The organism is Syntrophaceticus schinkii, from assembly GCF_000946815.1.
Lineage (GTDB): Bacteria > Bacillota > DSM-12270 > Thermacetogeniales > Thermacetogeniaceae > Syntrophaceticus > Syntrophaceticus schinkii.
This window is the reverse complement of record NZ_CDRZ01000244.1, coordinates 24581-42620: the sequence shown is the minus strand read 5'-3', so window position 1 is coordinate 42620 and position 18040 is coordinate 24581. Positions and strand designations below refer to the sequence as shown.

17 protein-coding genes and 1 pseudogene are annotated in these 18040 nt (G+C 47.9%); all 18 read right to left on the bottom strand.

The features are described 5' to 3' along the window. Positions 1–8: 8 nt before the first annotated feature. The 18 genes and pseudogenes from rpe to SSCH_RS10110 all read right to left on the bottom strand — a co-directional run bounded on the left by rpe (position 9) and on the right by SSCH_RS10110 (position 18023). Positions 9–710 carry a ribulose-phosphate 3-epimerase gene (gene rpe / locus SSCH_RS10190; RefSeq protein ID WP_044665359.1) on the bottom strand — a complete coding sequence of 234 codons (702 nt, stop codon included), beginning with the start codon at positions 708–710 and terminating at the stop codon, positions 9–11. Further along, on the bottom strand, positions 707–1579 hold the full coding sequence (rsgA, locus tag SSCH_RS10185) for a ribosome small subunit-dependent GTPase A (RefSeq protein WP_044665358.1): 873 nt from the start codon (positions 1577–1579) through the stop codon (positions 707–709). Before rsgA ends, rpe begins: the two co-directional genes overlap by 4 nt. A gap of 33 nt (positions 1580–1612) precedes the next feature. Then, positions 1613–3424, bottom strand: coding sequence for a protein kinase domain-containing protein (locus SSCH_RS10180; RefSeq protein WP_044665357.1), 1812 nt, complete (start codon positions 3422–3424; stop codon positions 1613–1615). A gap of 2 nt (positions 3425–3426) precedes the next feature. Then, a complete protein-coding gene (locus SSCH_RS10175; protein ID WP_044665356.1) occupies positions 3427–4827 on the bottom strand; it encodes a peptidoglycan D,D-transpeptidase FtsI family protein in 1401 nt (466 codons plus the stop codon). Positions 4828–4844: 17 nt separating this feature from the next. Then, positions 4845–6542: an FtsW/RodA/SpoVE family cell cycle protein gene (locus tag SSCH_RS10170; RefSeq protein WP_052835552.1), complete on the bottom strand. Its 1698-nt coding sequence runs from the start codon at positions 6540–6542 to the stop codon at positions 4845–4847. 3 nt (positions 6543–6545) lie between these two features. Further along, on the bottom strand, positions 6546–7286 hold the full coding sequence (locus SSCH_RS10165) for an FhaA domain-containing protein (protein WP_044665355.1): 741 nt from the start codon (positions 7284–7286) through the stop codon (positions 6546–6548). Positions 7287–7290: 4 nt separating this feature from the next. Then, positions 7291–8667 (bottom strand): 16S rRNA (cytosine(967)-C(5))-methyltransferase RsmB, encoded by a 1377-nt coding sequence (gene rsmB, locus SSCH_RS10160; protein WP_044665354.1) that lies wholly within the window; start codon positions 8665–8667, stop codon positions 7291–7293. 37 nt (positions 8668–8704) lie between these two features. Beyond that, on the bottom strand, positions 8705–9640 hold the full coding sequence (fmt, locus tag SSCH_RS10155; RefSeq protein WP_232294344.1) for a methionyl-tRNA formyltransferase: 936 nt from the start codon (positions 9638–9640) through the stop codon (positions 8705–8707). A 14-nt stretch (positions 9641–9654) separates the two neighbouring features. Beyond that, positions 9655–10113 carry a peptide deformylase gene (gene def, locus SSCH_RS10150; RefSeq protein WP_044665352.1) on the bottom strand — a complete coding sequence of 153 codons (459 nt, stop codon included), beginning with the start codon at positions 10111–10113 and terminating at the stop codon, positions 9655–9657. Positions 10114–10134: 21 nt separating this feature from the next. Continuing rightward, positions 10135–10404 carry a hypothetical protein gene (locus tag SSCH_RS16775; protein WP_232294349.1) on the bottom strand — a complete coding sequence of 90 codons (270 nt, stop codon included), beginning with the start codon at positions 10402–10404 and terminating at the stop codon, positions 10135–10137. A 5-nt stretch (positions 10405–10409) separates the two neighbouring features. Beyond that, positions 10410–12128 (bottom strand): replication restart helicase PriA, encoded by a 1719-nt coding sequence (gene priA / locus SSCH_RS10145; protein ID WP_052835550.1) that lies wholly within the window; start codon positions 12126–12128, stop codon positions 10410–10412. Positions 12129–12257: 129 nt separating this feature from the next. After that, positions 12258–13463 carry a methionine adenosyltransferase gene (gene metK, locus SSCH_RS10140; protein ID WP_044665351.1) on the bottom strand — a complete coding sequence of 402 codons (1206 nt, stop codon included), beginning with the start codon at positions 13461–13463 and terminating at the stop codon, positions 12258–12260. Between the two features lie 8 nt (positions 13464–13471). Beyond that, the gene (coaBC, locus tag SSCH_RS10135) at positions 13472–14671 is read right to left on the bottom strand and encodes a bifunctional phosphopantothenoylcysteine decarboxylase/phosphopantothenate--cysteine ligase CoaBC (RefSeq protein ID WP_044665350.1); all 1200 of its coding nucleotides are present in this window, start codon (positions 14669–14671) and stop codon (positions 13472–13474) included. A gap of 96 nt (positions 14672–14767) precedes the next feature. Then, on the bottom strand, positions 14768–14881 hold the full coding sequence (gene rpoZ, locus SSCH_RS21060) for a DNA-directed RNA polymerase subunit omega (RefSeq protein WP_269746182.1): 114 nt from the start codon (positions 14879–14881) through the stop codon (positions 14768–14770). Further along, complete coding sequence (gene gmk / locus SSCH_RS10125) at positions 14878–15474, bottom strand: guanylate kinase (RefSeq protein ID WP_044665349.1); 597 nt, start codon at positions 15472–15474, stop codon at positions 14878–14880. Before gmk ends, rpoZ begins: the two co-directional genes overlap by 4 nt. Before the next feature lie 24 nt (positions 15475–15498). Further along, complete coding sequence (gene remA, locus SSCH_RS10120; protein ID WP_044665348.1) at positions 15499–15765, bottom strand: extracellular matrix/biofilm regulator RemA; 267 nt, start codon at positions 15763–15765, stop codon at positions 15499–15501. 72 nt (positions 15766–15837) lie between these two features. Further along, entirely contained in the window at positions 15838–16713 is an 876-nt protein-coding gene (locus SSCH_RS10115; RefSeq protein ID WP_198142375.1) for a YicC/YloC family endoribonuclease, read from the bottom strand. A gap of 138 nt (positions 16714–16851) precedes the next feature. Continuing rightward, a pseudogene (locus tag SSCH_RS10110) lies at positions 16852–18023 on the bottom strand (LL-diaminopimelate aminotransferase). Between the last annotated feature and the right edge of the window lie 17 nt (positions 18024–18040).

The window sequence follows — 18040 nt, the reverse complement described above, 5'->3', positions numbered from 1 at the left end:
AAGTGATATCACTCACCTTGATACGCGCGGTGCCACCAACTCCCAACCAATGCTTCCTCAGCTAAAGAACGATAATCTTTGATAGCTTTAGTCAGATCCTGTTCCTTTAAAAGAGCAGAACCGATCACAAGGGAGTTAGCTCCACAATCCACAGCCGCTTTTATTGTTCTGGAGTTGATTCCACCATCCACCTGCAGGTCCGCGCTGGACCCCGAATCAATAAGCATCTCCCTTAACTCACGGATCTTCCTGTTCATAGCAGGTATAAATTCCTGGCCACCCCAACCGGGATTTACCGTCATGATCAGCACTAGATCTAAATCCTGTATAATATACTCTAAAACGCTCAGCGGGGTAGCTGGATTCAAAGCCACCCCTGCCTTAAGTCCCATCTCCTTGATCAACTGAACAGATCGATACAGGTGCTGGCAGGTCTCAGAGTGAATCGTCAAACTCTTCACACCTGCTTTAGCAAAAGCGGAAAAATATCGTTCCGGGGCCTCTACCATCAAGTGAACATCAAGGGGAAAAGAAGTGACTTCGCGCAGTGAAGCCGCAATCAATGGCCCAAAAGTAAGATTGGGAACAAATTTCCCATCCATGATGTCCAGGTGGATGTCATCGGCCCCACCACTCTCCAATTTATTGATCAGTGCTCCTAGATTGCTAAAATCTGCAGTTAAAATCGAGGGGGCAATTTTGATGCTCATTCGTAGATTCGCTCCTTGCTGATAATTTCTTCCATAAATTGTTTGTAGTCATGATAACGAGCTCTGCTGATCAAGCCCTGCTCCAGAGCGTTCTTTACTTCACAATCAGGTTCATCCAGATGAATACAGTCGTAGAAACGACACTGCCCGGCAAACTCATTTATTTCGGGAAAACAACGGCCTAATTCAGTTCTTTTTATCGTTGGCAGTTCTAAGCTGCTGAAACCGGGTGTATCCGCAACAAATCCGTCACATAAAGGTATTAATTCAACATACCGCGTAGTATGCTTCCCTCTTTTCAATTTCCTGCTGATCTCCCCTGTTTCCAGGGACAGATTGGGATCCAGGGAGTTGAGCAGGGTAGACTTACCAACACCTGATGGCCCTGATAATACAGATATTTTACCGGCGATAACCTGGCGCAATTGCTCCAGACCACGGCCTTCCAGTGCGGATGTGAAAACTGTGTGGTAACCGGCTTTTCGGTAAATATCCTCTAAATCTTTAGCCTGCGATGAATCAATCAAGTCAATTTTGTTAAAACAGATAACAATGCTGAGTTTCTCTAATTCGCACAAAACCAGGGAACGGTTGAGTAGCTTGAGATCAGGATCCGGATGTGCCAAAGAAACGACCGAAATTACCTGGTCAACATTGGCCACAGGAGGGCGTGGCAGGGCATTTTTACGCTCTTTGATCTCCTCAATAACACCCTCCCCTTTATCCAGGGGTGTAAATTGAACCCTGTCACCTGTTAGCAGATTTTGCCCCAGGCGCAGGCGGCCGCGCCCACGGCAGCACCAGGTCTTTTCACCTGTTCTGACATAATAGAACCCCCCATAGCCCTTGATGATTAAACCTTCTCTCACATACGGCCTCCTTTATCTGCCATCTATCTGCCATCAAAACGGAATAGTCTTATTCAGTTGCCCCTGAAAATAGATCTGAAACTCTCCTGGTGGATAAACCTCGAAGCTCTTTTCGATTTGATCCCCTGCTTCATGTGTTCCTTTATAGACCTCCCTGGTACCCTGCTCATCCTTGACAACAACCCTTATTTCCCCACTTTGATCTTCTGGAACTTCAATCTTCAATTTTCTCTGCTGCGATTTTAAGCCGCTGCTGACAACAACATCGATTCTTTGTCCTTTTTTGACAGATGTTCCGGGATCTACACTCTGTTTGATAATTTTACCTTTTTCCTCGCTGCTCGGTTCCTCCTTGACCTCACCCAGATTCAACTCCACTGAACCCAGGGCTGCTTTTGCCTGATCAACCGTCAAGCCCACCAGGGATGGAACAACAACATCCTTAACAACAGGGCCGCTGCTCACGATCAGGGTAACCTCAGTGCCCTTGGGTTGATTCTGATCCCCCTCTGGAAACTGCCGTATCACATATCCTGCAGCCACACTCTCATGATTTTCCTTGTTGATTTTAACCTTAAAACCTCGTCCCTCAAGAGCAAGGCGTGCTTCCCTCTCAGAGGCCCCCGCAAGATTGGGCAGCCAGATACTGCTCTGCCCCTTGTTCACCCAGATGCGCACCAGACGACCCTTTTTGACTTTCATCCCGCCAATCGGATCCTGACGAATCACAACCTCGGTTTCCTTGCCCTGATCAAAGACTTCATCTACTTCAACCCGGAAACCCGCACTTTTCAGTGTAGCTGTGGCCTCAGCCTGGGGCAGCTCAACAACATCAGGCACACTGACAGTATCCCCAAAATACCACCTGGAAAAGCCATACAACACACCCCCAATAAGAAGTATGCCACAGACAACCAGGGCCGCAATAGCTGCAGGATGCATCCTTTTTTTGCTCAGTGTTTTCCGCTCCGGTATGACTGGGATAGGAATAGACCTGGTGCGCTCCTCTTCCTGGGTACCGGAAAATTCCCCAGAATAAGACAGTGCCTTCTGCATTTCCTTTGCAGATTTAAAGCGCATTTCCTTATCCCTGGCCATAGCCTTAAGAATGATCTGCTCAAGCTCTTCGGGAATTGAAGGGTTTTCAAGGCGTAAACCAGGGGGTTGTTCCTGAATGTGCTTGAGAGCAATAGTAATAGGATTATCCCCTTGATAAGGAACATGCCCGGAAACAGCCTCATAGAGGACAACACCAAGGGAATAGAGGTCCGACTGGTAGCTGGCCTCCTCTCCCCGTGCCTGTTCAGGAGAAAAATAGTGTACAGAACCCATTACTGTACCGGACTGAGTCACCGTGGCACCGGGAACTGACAGAAAGCGAGCCATTCCGAAATCTGCTACCTTGACACGCCCTCCAGGTGTGACGAGGATGTTATGGGGCTTGATATCTCGATGAATAATTCCTTTGCTATGGGCGTGATCAAGAGCAGCACACACCTGGATACCGATGTTCACTGTCTCTGCTGGGGACAGTGCCCCCTTTTGTCGAATGATCTCCTTGAGATTATCCCCTTCTACATATTCCATAACCAGGTAAGGCAGACCATTCTCCTCACCCACATCATAGATGCTCACTATGTTGGGATGGGATAAGAGAGCTACTGCCTGGGCCTCGATCTGAAAGCGGTGAACAAAATCCTTATCTTCTGCCAGTTCTTTACGCATGACCTTAACGGTAACGATGCGATTTAAAACTGTACAGCGAGCGCGGTAAACGTGAGCCATACCACCGGAACCGAGTTTAGCGATTATTTCATATCTATTACCCAATAATTGGCCGATCATTTTTAACCCTCCTGTAATAGGGCAAGCCGTAATAGTTCTTTAGCAATGGGTGCCGCAGTTGTGCCGCCCTGTCCGCCATGCTCCACGATAACACTGACCGCAACCCGGGGTTGCTCAGCGGGTGCAGATGCCACAAACCAGGCGTGAGTACGCCCTGAAGGATTTTCCGCAGACCCCGTCTTCCCGGCCACATCAATTCCCGGCAGGGAAGCCGCTGTACCCGTTCCCCCTGGTTTTACAACTGCCATCATCCCTTCCTGAACCCGCCAGGCAGTTTCAGGTGTTGCCACATCTCTTAGAAAGCGCTGTTCCTGTTTCCAAACCACCTTGCCCTCAGGTGAGCGAATATCCTTGACAAGATAAGGATTCATCATAACCCCCTGATTGCCGATTGATCCGGTTATTAAAGCCATAAATAACGGACTTACTAATATCTCCCCCTGCCCCATGGCAGATTCCGCAAGGCCGTTGAGACTCTGCAAGCCATCCTGGTTTAAAGGGATACTTTTAATCGGGAGATCAAAGGAGAACTTCTCTCCCCAACCAAAACTTTTGAGGCCGCTCGAAAAGTCCTCACTTCCTATTTCCATTCCTAAATTTGCAAAATACGAATTGCAAGATATTGCCAGTGCGCGCTTTAAATCTACCCTGCCATGAGCCCGTAAATCATGCAGGACCCTGCCCTGAATGGTGATCGCACCCTGGCAATCAAAGTGCTCGTTCTCTAACTGAGGAAACTTATCAAGCCCTATAGCAGCAGTAACAATTTTCATTGTTGATCCTGGGGGGTATAAACCCTGACTGGATCTATCAAATAATGGCTGCCCATTGTCTTGCCGCAGCTGATCCCAGTTCTTCTCCAGAGTATTGATGTTTGGATCAAAGCTTGGGCTGCTGACCATCGCTAAAATTTCGCCATTCCTGGGATCTAGGACCACTGCCGCCCCCTTGTAGGGGGAAAGCAGTTCCCAGGCTTTCATCTGAAGCTTGTGGTCAATGGTGAGATAGATATCCTCACCCTCAGTCCTATCTATGCCAAAGCGTGCCTCCAGGTTCCTTTGGGCATAACCTTTTTGTCCCAGGAGTTCCTCATCATAGGCCCTTTCCAGCCCTGTTTTTCCCAGGCGCCTGGAGTGATAGCCGGTCAAATGGGCGTATTGCTGTGGGTAATAATACTTCCTGTTTATATTATCCCCTTCGATAATACTTTCTGCTATTTTTTCGCCATTACGCGCATAAATTCCTCCCCGTACAACACGATTTTCTATAATCCAGGGCCTTGGATTAGCACCATGCTTGCTCAAAGCCGGTCCCCGCACCAGTACAAGGTGGATCAGATATCCTGAATAAATCAGAAAACAGGCAGTTACAAATATAAGAAATTTCTTAACTGTATCTTGCATATTCACATTCCCCTCTGCTACCGGTCAACCTCAACAGCCCTCATAGATGCCCCATGCTGATCGACATCTCTCTCACTTTCCGCATTAACTTTATAGAGAATTCCCATCAGAAAACAGTTGGAGACAAAGGAACTGCCCCCATAACTCAAAAAGGGCAGAGGAATTCCTGTAAGTGGGATCACACTGATCACCCCTCCGACAATAATCAGTGTCTGCAGAGCAAGGATAGCGCTAAACCCACATGCCAGGAGACTACCGAAACCGTCCGGGGCATTAAATGATATCCGCAGTCCCTTCCAAACCAGCAAATAGTAAATACCTAATATTCCCATAACACCTAAGAGCCCTAATTCCTCTCCGATCAGGGAAAAGATGAAGTCAGTATGTACAGCGGGTATTAATTTGGGAAAACCGCTTCCCAATCCCATCCCGAAGATGCCTCCCCCGCTGATCGCGAAAAGTGATTGAACAACCTGATATCCGCCGCCATCAATCTGCTGCCACGGATCCAGATAGATCAATATCCTGCTCTGAACATGGGGGAAAATGTAGTACATTAAAACTGCACCTATTGAAAAGAGCCCCAATCCCAGTAAAAGGTAATAAGAGCGCTCTGTAGCAATATAGACCATCACAAGAAAAGTGACAAAAAAGAGCAGGGCCATCCCCAGATCCTTTTGAAAAACCAAAAGAAGCAAAGAAAAACCACAGACCACCAGCAGTGGACCCAGATATGGCCAATCCGGAAGATAAAAGCGGCCGAACTTTAGTGTCCCTACACGGAGAATCTCCTTGTTTTCCTCTAGATAGCCCGCCAGAAAGATCACCATAAAGACCTTAACAAACTCTGAAGCCTGAAACCGAAAAGAACCGAGAGAGAGCCAACTGCGTGCACCTCCCGCTTCCACACCAAAGATAATTGTAAAGATAAGAAAAACAATGCTCAAAACCATAAAGGTGTATTTATAATCAAGCAGGCGCCTGTATTCGGATAGAAAGATCTGGATCAACCAGAACAGGGTATACCCCGCCAACACCCAGTAAGCTTGGCGTAAGCCATAATAGGGGTTAACCCGGAAAATAAAGATAAGACCTAAAGCTGAAAGAACCCCTATGATATGTATGATCAAGGGGTCACCCTTTCCTTTGTATTCAACTATAAAAGAACTGACCACCAGAAACAGGGCAGCCACAGCCAGGAGAGCGATATCCTGAGTGCTCAGCAGCTGTTCTCTGTACAATTCCAGGCTGCCGGCACCAAGGATCAACCCGGGAAAAAGCGGCAAAAGAAAAGACCTGCGGGCTTGATTCTGCTCTGGCAGATCAGCTCTTAAGGTAAATCCCCCAACTTGAAGTTGGGACCCATTCCGTAGAATTTGTGGTGCTGTAAGGTAATGATTTTCCAGAAGGGTGCCATTGGTGCTGCCCAGGTCTGTGACATAATATTTTTTATCTTGTAAAATAATGCGTGCGTGCCTGTTAGAAACATAGGGGTCAGGAAGACTTACTGCACAATCGCTGCTTCTTCCCAGGACTACCCCTTTTCCCAGCTCCCACCTTTTTCCCTCAGGTACCGCAGCCGATCCTGAACGAAGAACCAAAAGTGCAGCCCTGTTTATTTTCCCACCTGCCCCACGATTGAAAAAAATAACCAGAACAAAAAGACAGATTAACAGCAGTACTAAATATTTCAGAGCTAGAACCACCCAGATCATGGTTTAACTCCCTTCAACTTCGAACAAATTCTCACCGATCAAAAACTGATCCCCGACCTCCAGTTCATACTCTTCGATACGAATTCCATCAACAAAGGTTCCATTCCTGCTTCCCAAATCAATCAAGTGCAAAATATCGCCACGCCTTTCCAGCAAGACATGCTCTCGGGAGGCATTGATATCTGTAAGCACCAGGTGGTTAGTGCTCTTACGACCGATATAGTATGGCTCTCCCCCTTGCAGTAAAATGCTCTTTCCCTGGTCAGGTCCACTGATAATTACTATAGAGTAATTCTTACCGGTAACCCTGCTTTCCTTCTCCTGCTTATCGAAGATCATAGTGTGGTCCATTTTTATCGGTTCTTCAGCGGGCAGTGGTTCTTCTGAAGAAAAAGCAGACTTGATCGCAATCTCTCCAATTTCCAGAGAATCATCCTCAATAAATGCTATCTGTGGCCTTCCGATCAAGGTATACTCCTTCTCTATCGCTTTGTTCTTAACATAACCCGCCAGCTCCTGGCTGAGGGCGTCCTGAAGTGATGCGCTCTTTTGGAAATCCGCTTTTCCCAGACTAATTGTGAAAATATTGGGGGCATAGACCCGGGATACACTCACCCGTCTTTGGATGACCATCTCTCGTACTAATGCCCTGGCCATTTCCACAGGCTGAATAGGCCGATTCCTTTTACGGAAAATACCCTCCCAGAATTTTGTGATCATGGCTTCTAAATCATCTAAACTCATGGTTTCACCTGCTCTCTTCAGTTTTCCTAAAACAGGCCAGGAAAAACCCGTCAGTACCGTGCCGATGAGGAAGCAGCTGTAGAAAACCCTTTTTAGCATCCAACTTGTCACAGCTGTGAACTAAGTGAAAGGGCATGGCTAGCTCCTCAGCTTTAAACCCAGTGTATTCCATTAAAAAAGAGTTGACAACCCCTGTATTCTCTTCGGGCTCCGTAGAGCAGGTACTGTAAAGCAATAATCCTCCTGTCTTCAGGCACTTACTCACCTGTCCCAGAATCTCCAGCTGTTGTGCAGCATGTTGTGATAAATCAGCGCACTCTACCCGCCATCTCAGCTCGGGCCGCCTGCGGATCACCCCCAGGCCTGAGCAGGGCACATCAACCAAAATAAAATCAGCTTTTTCTTCTAATTTATCTTGTAGCTCTCTGGCATCCTGATGCCTGGTTTCTACGATGGTCACCCCTAACCTCCTGCAGGCACTGTCAACCAGTGCCAGGCGGTGTTCATGGACATCAAGAGCCAGGATTCTACCCTCGTTGTTCATCAACTGGGCAAGGTGTGTTGTTTTCCCGCCCGGCCCGCTGCAGGCATCAACAACAAAAGACCCGCAAAGAGGGTTCAAAACAGATGAGGCAATCATTGAGCTCTCATCCTGTACAGCAAATAACCCATCGCGGAAAGATTTCAGCTCCGGCAGAAAAGATCTCTTCTCCACGATAATCCCCTCAGGTATGAGGGCACTGGAACGAACCATCAAACCCTCTCCCCTGAGTTTCTCCATCAGTTGGTCAGGTGTATTTTTTAGAGTATTGCAGCGCAGCACAACAGGTGCCGGCTGATTATTGACCGCACATAGGGCAGCTGTTTCTTCTTTTCCAAATCGCATCAGCCAGCGTTCCACCAGCCATTGGGGATGTGAGTGCTTTATGCTCAAATAGAGTGCTGTTTCCTTCTCGGGATCAGGAAAAGAAATCCTCTCCTTGCTGCGGCTGATGCTGCGCAGCAGGGCGTTTACAAAACCGGCCAACCCGTGAATACCGCGGCTCTTTGCCAGTTCCACCGATTCGCTGCAGACAGCCCTGGCAGGAACCCTGTCCAGATATAGAAGTTGATATACTCCCAACCGCGCAATACTGCGGATGATGTAATTCATCTGTGAAAGAGGCACTGTGCTGTGCTGCTCGATCACATAGTCCAATGTACCCTGCCTGCGCAGAGTCCCGTATACTAACTCGGTCAAAAGGGAGATATCGCTGGGCGCCAGGGTCGATCTCCTGGTCAGTTTCCGCAGCTCCAGGTTAGCATAAGCGCCATCCTTCTCTACAGCCAACAGCACACGCAGGGCTGCATCCCTGGCCGGAGAAACCTTATGTCCACTCAATTAATTAAAACCACCTTTACAAGCAGTCCAGGCTCTATCATCCCAGACGTAAACCCTGCGAAATTTTATTCCCCCGCAGATACGCCGCTGCACTCATCCGAGCGCGACCTGCAGGCTGTACCTCTGTCAAAAAAATCCGGCCTCTCCCGGTCTGTACAGAAAAACCGGTTTTAGGGTTAATTTCGACTACTTCACCCGGTAAAAAGCCTGATATCTTGTCCGCAATAACCTGAGAACGCCATAGTTTTAATATTCTTCCTTTTATCACAGTATACGCCCCAGGTTTAGGATTCATACCCCTGATCTGGTTATAAATCTTTGCTGCATCATGGCTCCAGTCAATTTGTTCCTCTTCTCTACGCAGTGGTGGAGCACAGGTTGCGCGGCTGTGATCCTGGGGATGTCGCGGTGCAGTTCCCTGCTGAATCATGGTTAATGTCTGATCTATTAAAACAGCTCCACGCTCTGCCAGGACAGATGCCATGTCCCCGGCTGTGGCATCTTCAGGGATTTCTGCTTCCTCCTGGAGGATAATATCTCCCGCATCCATCTCTTCAGACAGATACATGCTTGTAATACCGCTCACCTGCTCCCCATTCATAATCGCTCTCTGGATAGGTGCAGCTCCGCGGTATCTTGGGAGCAGTGAGGGATGAAGATTGATGCATCCCAGAGGTGGCAGATCAAGAACCTCAGATGGCAATAGCATCCCATAGGCAACAACAACAATCAGATCTGGTTTAATGTCATATTTATCGATGATTTCTATCAATTCCTGAGGGGTTGCCGGTTGGTAAACAGGTACAGTATGCCCTGAGAGAAATTCTTTCACAGGTGGGGAAGCGATTTTCCTGCCGCGGCCGCGCCGCCGGTCAGGCTGGGTGACAACCCCCAACAGCTCCCATTTGTTTTCTATTATATGCCCTAATGTAGGCAAGGCAAATTGCGCAGTACCACAAAAGAGAATTTTCAATTGTTTTGCCCTCCTCATGACTCCTGGCGGCTGATTTTTATAGCTTTATCAATAAACAGAATGCCATCCAGGTGATCGATCTCGTGCTGCAAGGCACGCGCTCCTAATCCTTCAGCTGTAACCACCTGCTGCTGGCCCTGGCGGTTGAGAGCTCGCACCCTGACTCTGGCCGCTCTGCTGACCTCTCCTGCCACACCGGGGATACTCAAACACCCTTCGATACCCAGCTCTTCACCCTCCTGAAATATTATTTCAGGGTTGATCAGTTCCCAGACACCTTCTCCTACATCCACTACTACGATCCTCTTGGAAACCCCGACCTGAGGTGCAGCCAGACCCACGCCATTGGCCTTGTACATGGCCTCTTTCATGCGATCAAGCAGTTTCTTTATTTTTTTGTTTATCACTGTCACCTCACGGCACTTCTGCCGCAGCACAGGTTCACCGATCTCTACTATTTTAAGAGCAGCCATCAAATTTGCCTCCTCACATTATCAAAAACCAAAGGGATCCACTTCCACATTAATTATAACACTATTACTTTTGCGATAAACAGCCAGACAGCTGTCGATCTTAGACCTGACTTTGCGGCAGTTTCCTTTCAGCATGACCTGATACCTGTAGTAACCCTTGACACGCAGGACAGGAGCCGGAGCGGGTCCCAGAATATCAATCTGATCCCACTTGAATGTATGCTTTAGATGCTCAGCAAGCTGAACAGCACCACTTAACACCTTTTCTTCGTCCTTCCCGCTCAAGCGCACTCTGATCAAATCGCCAAAGGTGGATACCCCAAGGAGCGTCTTCTATAGGCTTCTTCCCGATAAAAGAATTCGTCACCCCCCAGACAGGCGGTTCTGATGCTGTAGTGGTTCGGATTTAGTGTCTGCACCACAACCTCCCCTGGTGTTGCCCCACGCCCCGCCCGTCCGGATACCTGCTTCAGCAGTTGGAAGGTGTGCTCCGCAGACCGGTAATCGGGAAGGTTTAAAGACAGGTCGGCATTGAGAACCCCCACCAGAGTAACACCCGGAAAATCATGCCCTTTGGTTACCATCTGTGTTCCCAGGAGGATATCCGCCTCCCGCCGCGCAAAACTGCCTAAAATTCGTTGAAAATCCCCTTTTCTTCTGGTGGTATCAAAATCCAGCCGCACAACCCGCGCTTCAGGCAGTAGATTGACGATCTCCTTTTCCACCCGCTGGATCCCCACTCCCAGGAAGCGCAGTTTCTTTGTACTGCCACAGGAGGGACAAGACCCAGGCAGTGGCCTGACAGCATTACAGTAATGGCAGCGCAGGTCTTTGGTCTGTTTATGGTAAATAAGAGAAATAGAACAATTCTTGCATTTTATAACATCCCCGCAAACAGGACAATAAATCAATGGAGCAAAGCCCCGCCTGTTTAAAAACAGAATCACCTGCTCCTTCCTCTCCAAGCGCAGCCTGATCTGCTCGATCAGGTATTCACTCAAAAACGATAATCTCCCTGCCGGCTCCTGCCGTAGATCAACAACATTAACTACAGGCAGGCTGCGCCCGGCAGGACGCTTTTTCATAGAGAGAACTTCCATCCTTCCCCAGGCTGCAGAGGCATAGCTCTCCAGGGAGGGAGTTGCACTCCCCAGAATTATTGCTGCGCTGTTATACCGAGCACGCCACAATGCCACCTGACGCGCATGATAATAGGGTTTTTCCTGCTGTTTATATGCTGAGTCATGTTCCTCATCGATAATGATCAATCCTAGCTCACAAAAAGGCGCAAAAACGGCGGAACGGGGGCCAATAAGCACCCGCAGCTTACCATTCCTTACCCCTTCCCAGGTGCGGTATTTCTCCCTACCGGCCAATCTATGATGCCAAACTGCAACCTGTTCCCCAAACCTTTCCTGAAAGATCTGTTTCTTTTGTGGTGTAAGGCCAATTTCCGGCACCAAATATAGCACTTGCCTGCCGGCAACTAAAGCAGCCTCCGCGGCTCTCAGGTATACTTCAGTCTTGCCGCTCCCAGTTACTCCGTAGAGGAGAAACCTGCTGTGATCACGGCAAAGCAAGGATTTTTTTATCTTGTCGAGGGCAATTTGCTGTTCAACGGTTAAAACAAGTTCGTGAGGCTGCACCTTGGGTGAAACAGGTGGTGATGCAAAAACTTGAATTGGTCTTTTGGGCTTAGGAGGAGGGGAGATCTTGTCGAGGATCTCTCCCATGGGATGCAAATAATAACCTGACATCCAGCGCGCCAGTTCCAGCAATTCTTCTGTAAAATCCGGTTCAACATCTGTGATTCCTGCTATTTCCCGCAAACTTATCTCTGGATCAGGTTCACTGTAACCGATCACCCATCCCTCCACAGTACGCGGCCCAAATGGGACAGTTACCCGCGACCCGGGCTGCGGTTTTTCCGTCCCTTCCGGGATCCGGTAGTGAAAAACACGGTCCAACCGCGGATGATTAATCCTGACAACAACCTCTGCACATTCTTCCCCCATCGCTCAACTCTCCATAGTAACAGTCGTCTGTTGTTCCAGCACAAAGAAGCTTTTACATTAACAAGGCCAGTTATATCAGAGGTATAACTGGCCGGAATATGTGATCACCCCTACTTAAACCTGTGACAGTTAACAGCGGCCTCCCAGTGAGATCTTTTCTGCTTCTCTTCTGAGCAGTTCTGCGCTGTCAGTTCTCTCCCATGTAAGGTCAAGATCCGGGCGACCGAAGTGACCGTAGGAAGCAGTTTGCCTGTAGATGGGCCTTCTGAGATCAAGATTCCTGATGATCGACGCAGGCTTGAAATCATATATTTCTTTGATCAAACTGCAGATCGCTTGATCAGAGATCACTCCTGTCCCAAAGGTATCCACATGAACAGAAACAGGGTTTGCCACTCCGATGGCATAAGCAACTTGAATCTCACACCTGCGGGCAAGTTTAGCAGCTACAATATTCTTGGCAACATATCTGGCAAAATAGGAGGCGGACCTGTCTACCTTTGTTGGGTCTTTTCCGGAAAAAGCCCCACCACCGTGCCTGGCCGACCCTCCGTAGGTGTCAACTATAATTTTTCTCCCGGTGAGTCCTGTATCACACTGTGGCCCCCCGATCACAAACCTCCCTGTCGGGTTCACAAAAAATCGCGTTCTCTTATCGATATACTCAGCAGGAACTGTGTCTTTGATAACTAATTGGATAATGTCATCCCTGATCTGGTCCAGGGTAATATCAGGTCTGTGCTGTGCTGAAATAACAACAGCATCAACCCGAACCGGGCGGTCACCTTCGTACTCCACAGTTACCTGGCTTTTTCCGTCCGGGCGCAAGTAAGGAAGTATCTTTTCCTTGCGCACCTCAGCCAGACGGCGCGCCAGGTTGTGTGCTAAATCTACGGGCAGAGGCATTAGATCCGGGCTTTCATCTGTGGCATAGCCGAACATCATTCCCTGATCTCCAGCCCCCAGCTCTTGCTCAACTATAGCTTCACCGACTTTTGCTTCGAGAGCCTGATCAACGCCCAAAGCGATATCAGGAGACTGCTCCTCAATAGAAGTAAGTACCGCACAGGTATCACAGTCAAAACCGTATTTAGCTCTGGTATAACCGATATCCCTGATTACAGAGCGGGCAAGGTGAGGAATATCCACATAACAATTGGTGGTAATCTGCCCGGCAATAAAGACCAGACCTGTAGCCACCACTGTTTCACAAGCAACCCGAGCCATCTTGTCCTTCTCAATAATCGCATCTAGAATAGCATCGGAAACCTGATCTGCAACCTTATCCGGATGCCCCTCTGTCACCGACTCAGAAGTAAAAAAACGTCGAGTCATTTTTTCTGTCAGCCTCCTTGTTGAAACTTTAACAATTTAACGATCCCATCGATTACCTTACAGGCGAGTTCATTTTTTGTCATCCTGGGCAGTGTTAAAAAAGTCCCATCTTTAAATAAAAGTGTTGCCACATTGGTATCAACCCCGAAACCTGCTCCTTCCACAGTAATGTCATTGGCAACGATCAGGTCGAGATTCTTGCGGGCCAATTTCTCCCGGGCATGTGTGATGGTTTCTCCCGTTTCTGCCGCAAATCCAACCAGGATCTGCTTATCTTTATGCTCTCCCAGATACCCTAAAATATCATCTGTTCTTTCCAATTCTAAGACAAGGCCTGTCTGATCCTTTTTGATCTTTTCTTGTGCTTTATGGCAAGGCCGAAAATCAGCCACCGCTGCTGCTTTTATAACAATATCCACTAATGGAAAAACAGCCTTTACAGCATTGAACATCTCCTGGGCAGTCTCTACTAAAGTAAGGTTAACACCCTCCAGGGGAGCAAGCCTTGTGGGACCACTGACCAGGGTTACCTGAGCTCCTCTGTCTCTGGCCTCTTGTGCAAGTGCATAACCCATTTTACCGGAACTGTAATTTGATAAAAACCGCACTGGGTCAAGTGGCTCTCTGGTGGGCCCCGCAGTCACCAGAACATGTTGTCCATCCAGGTCTTTCCTGTGATAGAGCAGGCGTTCAACAAAAACAACTATTTTCTCAGGAGCAGGAAGCCTCCCTTTGCCACTGGTACCACAAGCCAAATGCCCCTCCTCCGGTTCCATAAAGATGTAACCCATCCCTTTGAGAAAACCCATCCAGTGCTGGAAAATAGGGTTTTCATACATCCCGGTATTCATGGCCGGAGCAAATACCACAGGTGCTTTTGTCGCCATAATGGTTGCAGTAAGCAAATTACTTGCTGTGCCGCCGGCAACCGAACCAATCAGATTGGCTGTCGCCGGAGCGACCAGCACCAGGTCCGCATCCTGGGCAAGGCTGATATGCTGAATATCCCATTCTTTAGGAGTATTGAACATTTCCACATGCACCGGCTGCTGTGATACCGCCTGCATAGTCAAAGGCGTGATGAACTCAGTTGCAGCAGGGGTCATGATCACTTGGACGCGATAACCCTTTTTTGCCATTAAACTGGCTATTTCAGCCGCTTTGTAAGCGGCAATGCTTCCCGTAACACCTAGAACTATATTCTTCATTTTAATGTTTTTTGCTGCTTAGGCCGTTCAATAAACAGTTTATCCTGGGCTATTTCTACAAGGGCAACAGTGACCGGTTTCTGTGACTCGAGACTATCATCCCCATTGCTTATTTTCAGTCAGAACTCGAGCTCTTTTAGCTGCCGCCACAACAAGCTCATATTTGCTCTCCACCTTATCCAGTAAGAGATCAAAACTCGGTTGTTTCAAATGTCCATTCCCCCTTGGCCTCTTCTGCGAGCACTCTTTTCCCGCTCAATGATATTAAGCAGATCCGCGAAGGCCTGCTCCTTTAAGTTGTTATCGACGAGATAATCATAACTCCTGGCTGCTTCTAATTCATCAGGAGCACAGCTTAAACGCTTATTGATAGCTGCCTGATCATCTGTTCCCCTTTTAGTTATCCTGGCCTTGAGTTCTTCCATGGAAGGCGGTCTGATAAAAATAAGCACCGCCTCGGGAAAGATCTCCTTTACCATCCGAGCTCCTTGAGTATCCAGTTCCAGCAAAACATTCCTTCCTTCACTAAGGAGCTTCTCCACAGTGAACAGCAGGGTGCCGTAGTAGTATCCATATACCTCTGCCCATTCCAGAAACTCTCCGGCTTCAATCCGCTTTTTGAATTCTTCCTCTGTAACAAAAAAGTACTCCACCCCGTTTTGTTCATCACCACGGGGAGGTCTTGTGGTAAGAGAAATCGAATATGAGAGATCAGGCAAGGCTTCTCTGAGCATATTGCAAAGAGTTCCTTTACCGGAACCTGATGGTCCAGATACGACTACAAGCAGGGATTGCGCTGGCAATGATATCCTCCTGTATCTAATAAGTTATTCTTCCACAGCTACAGCCGGTTCCTTCACTGCTAAACGATTAGCCACTGTTTCGGGTTGAACAGCAGACAGAATCACATGGTCACTGTCTGCAATAATTACAGCTCTCGTTCTTCTTCCATAGGTAGCATCGATCAGCATACCTCGTTCCCGAGCCTCGGAAATAATACGTTTAATTGGGGCGGATTCAGGACTCACAATAGCCACTATCCGGTTGGCGGAAACAACATTGCCAAAACCGATATTAATCAGTTTGATATCCATAACTTACCTCCCTCAAAAGTAAATTACTTGATTTACTCAATATTTTGCGCCTGCTCCCGCATTTTTTCAATTTCACTCTTGATTCTCCACTACTAAGTGGGAAATAACAAGGTCAGATGCTTTTGAACCGATGGTGTTGATTTCCCTGTTTAACTCTTGTATAAGAAAATCAATCCTTCTTCCCACAGGCTCTCCTGACTGCAGTATTTCTTCCAGTTGTTCTAAATGACTGGTCAGACGCACAAGCTCTTCAGTAATACTGCTCCGTTCGGCGAACAATACCACTTCATTGGCCAACCGAGCCTCATCGATTTCATGTTCTTCCAGGAGCTGCTGCAGTTTGTTTTTCAGTCGGGACATTAACTCCTCGCCCAGTTGAGGTTCGCGCTCTTTAATCTCCTTGAGGAAACCGCAAATATTGTTTCTGCGCAGCATTAAATCTTCGTACAGCTTCGCACCTTCCCGTGTCCGCATCTCTAAAAGCTGATCAAGAGCCTCCCGGAGAGAAACCTGCACTACCTTCCAAACATTATCAATGTCCTCTTCTGTTTCCTCCACTACCAGTACATCTGGGAATCCTAAAAGAGAATCTATACCCAATTGTAACTCAATATCAAGCATTTTCGCCATTTCCCTCAGACATTTATCATAGGCAAGAACTAATTCCTTGTCAAGCTTAACATTGCGCTTTTTTTCGCGTTGATCCTCAATGTTAACAAACACATCCAGGTGCCCGCGCGCCACTTGCCCCTCTATCTGGTTTTTAATTTTCTCTTCCATCAACAGGTAAGCGCGGGGAATCCGTACCGCAATCTCGCGAAAACGGTGGTTGACACTGCGAATCTCCACTGTAGCGTGTAAGCCATTATCACTATGTTCACCCCGACCAAAACCCGTCATACTATTGACCACTTTTAGGCCCTGACTCGATAAATTTCTCCCAGGCATAGCAGTCACTCCCTTCTAGATATTAACGGTGACAGTCACCTGGGAGATACTGGTTAATGGTGACGGGCACCAACTTCCATTGTGAAGTCAGAAAATGCTGACAAACCAAAGCGCAGTTCCTGGACATCCGGCATAAAATCAATCAAACAAGCTACCAAAAGCCTTCTTCATCCTCGCAAATGCCTCCTGCAGCCGCTCTGTGTCCAGGGTCAATGATATCCTGAAATAACCATCTCCATATTTGCCATAGCCAAGCCCCGGAGTAATCACCACTGCAGCCTTTTCCAGTACCAGTTCAGCAAACTCGGTTGAATTGAACCCCGGTGGCACTGGAACCCACAGGTAAATTGTTCCCTTGGGAAGAGAAATATTCCACCCTAGCTCCTTCAGCCCCTGAAGAGCGATCTGTCGTCTTTCTTCATAGATGCGCTTCATCTCTGCAACACAGTCCTGAGGGCCTTCCAGTGCAGCTATCCCAGCGTACTGGACCGCCTGGAAAACACCGGAATCTATATTGGATTTGATAGTTGTCAAGGATCTGATCAGTTCTCTATTCCCTGCCGCCACCACGCGACCCACCCGTCATACTTATAGGTCTTGGATAGGGAGTGAAATTCAATTCCCACATCTCTGGCACCCGGTACCTGCAGAAAACTCGGGGCATCATAATCATTATAGGTGATCTCGGAGTAGGCTGCATCATGACAAACTATAATATCAAAACTCTTGGCATATTCTACAACATCCTCAAAAAACGATTGATCACAGGTAGCCCCTGTAGGGTTATTGGGGTAATTAAGAAACATTAATTTGGCATTTTTTGATACATCAGTTGGTATGTTTCTCAGGTCTGGGAGAAAACCGTTTTCTTCTTTAAGAGGAAGCAGATAGTTTTTCGCACCGGCCAGTGCTGCTCCAATACCATAGACAGGATAACCGGGGTCCGGAATCAATGCAGTGTCTCCATCTTGTAAATAACAAAAGGAAATATGTGCAAGCCCCTCTTTTGATCCAATGAGTGTCACAACCTCTGTAGAAGGATCGAGTTCCACTTGAAATCTACCTTGATACCAGTCAGCAACAGAGCGGCGGAAAGCCAGCATCCCCGCTGAGGAAGGATAGCGGTGGTTTTCCGGGTTCTTTACCTGTTCCTGTAATACCTGCACAATATGTGGAGGTGTAGGTAGATCCGGGTCACCTATTCCTAAACTGATCACATCAACATTCTTTTCTTCTAACTCCTCTATCTTTTGCTCAATGCGGGCAAAAAGATAGGGCGGTAATGCCGCCAGGCGTTCAGCAACTTTCATCCTTATCCTCCTTATAA

What these genes read in the sequence shown, in the direction of transcription:
- SSCH_RS10180 (WP_044665357.1), bottom strand. Translation starts at nt 3,424, where the DNA reads ATGATCGGCCAATTATTGGGTAATAGATATGAAATAATCGCTAAACTC.
- rpe (WP_044665359.1), bottom strand. Translation starts at nt 710, where the DNA reads ATGAGCATCAAAATTGCCCCCTCGATTTTAACTGCAGATTTTAGCAAT.
- SSCH_RS10165 (WP_044665355.1), bottom strand. Translation starts at nt 7,286, where the DNA reads ATGAGTTTAGATGATTTAGAAGCCATGATCACAAAATTCTGGGAGGGT.
- SSCH_RS10115 (WP_198142375.1), bottom strand. Translation starts at nt 16,713, where the DNA reads ATGCCTGGGAGAAATTTATCGAGTCAGGGCCTAAAAGTGGTCAATAGT.
- def (WP_044665352.1), bottom strand. Translation starts at nt 10,113, where the DNA reads ATGGCTGCTCTTAAAATAGTAGAGATCGGTGAACCTGTGCTGCGGCAG.
- metK (WP_044665351.1), bottom strand. Translation starts at nt 13,463, where the DNA reads ATGACTCGACGTTTTTTTACTTCTGAGTCGGTGACAGAGGGGCATCCG.
- remA (WP_044665348.1), bottom strand. Translation starts at nt 15,765, where the DNA reads ATGGATATCAAACTGATTAATATCGGTTTTGGCAATGTTGTTTCCGCC.
- SSCH_RS10170 (WP_052835552.1), bottom strand. Translation starts at nt 6,542, where the DNA reads ATGATCTGGGTGGTTCTAGCTCTGAAATATTTAGTACTGCTGTTAATC.
- coaBC (WP_044665350.1), bottom strand. Translation starts at nt 14,671, where the DNA reads ATGAAGAATATAGTTCTAGGTGTTACGGGAAGCATTGCCGCTTACAAA.
- priA (WP_052835550.1), bottom strand. Translation starts at nt 12,128, where the DNA reads ATGGGGGAAGAATGTGCAGAGGTTGTTGTCAGGATTAATCATCCGCGG.
- SSCH_RS10175 (WP_044665356.1), bottom strand. Translation starts at nt 4,827, where the DNA reads ATGCAAGATACAGTTAAGAAATTTCTTATATTTGTAACTGCCTGTTTT.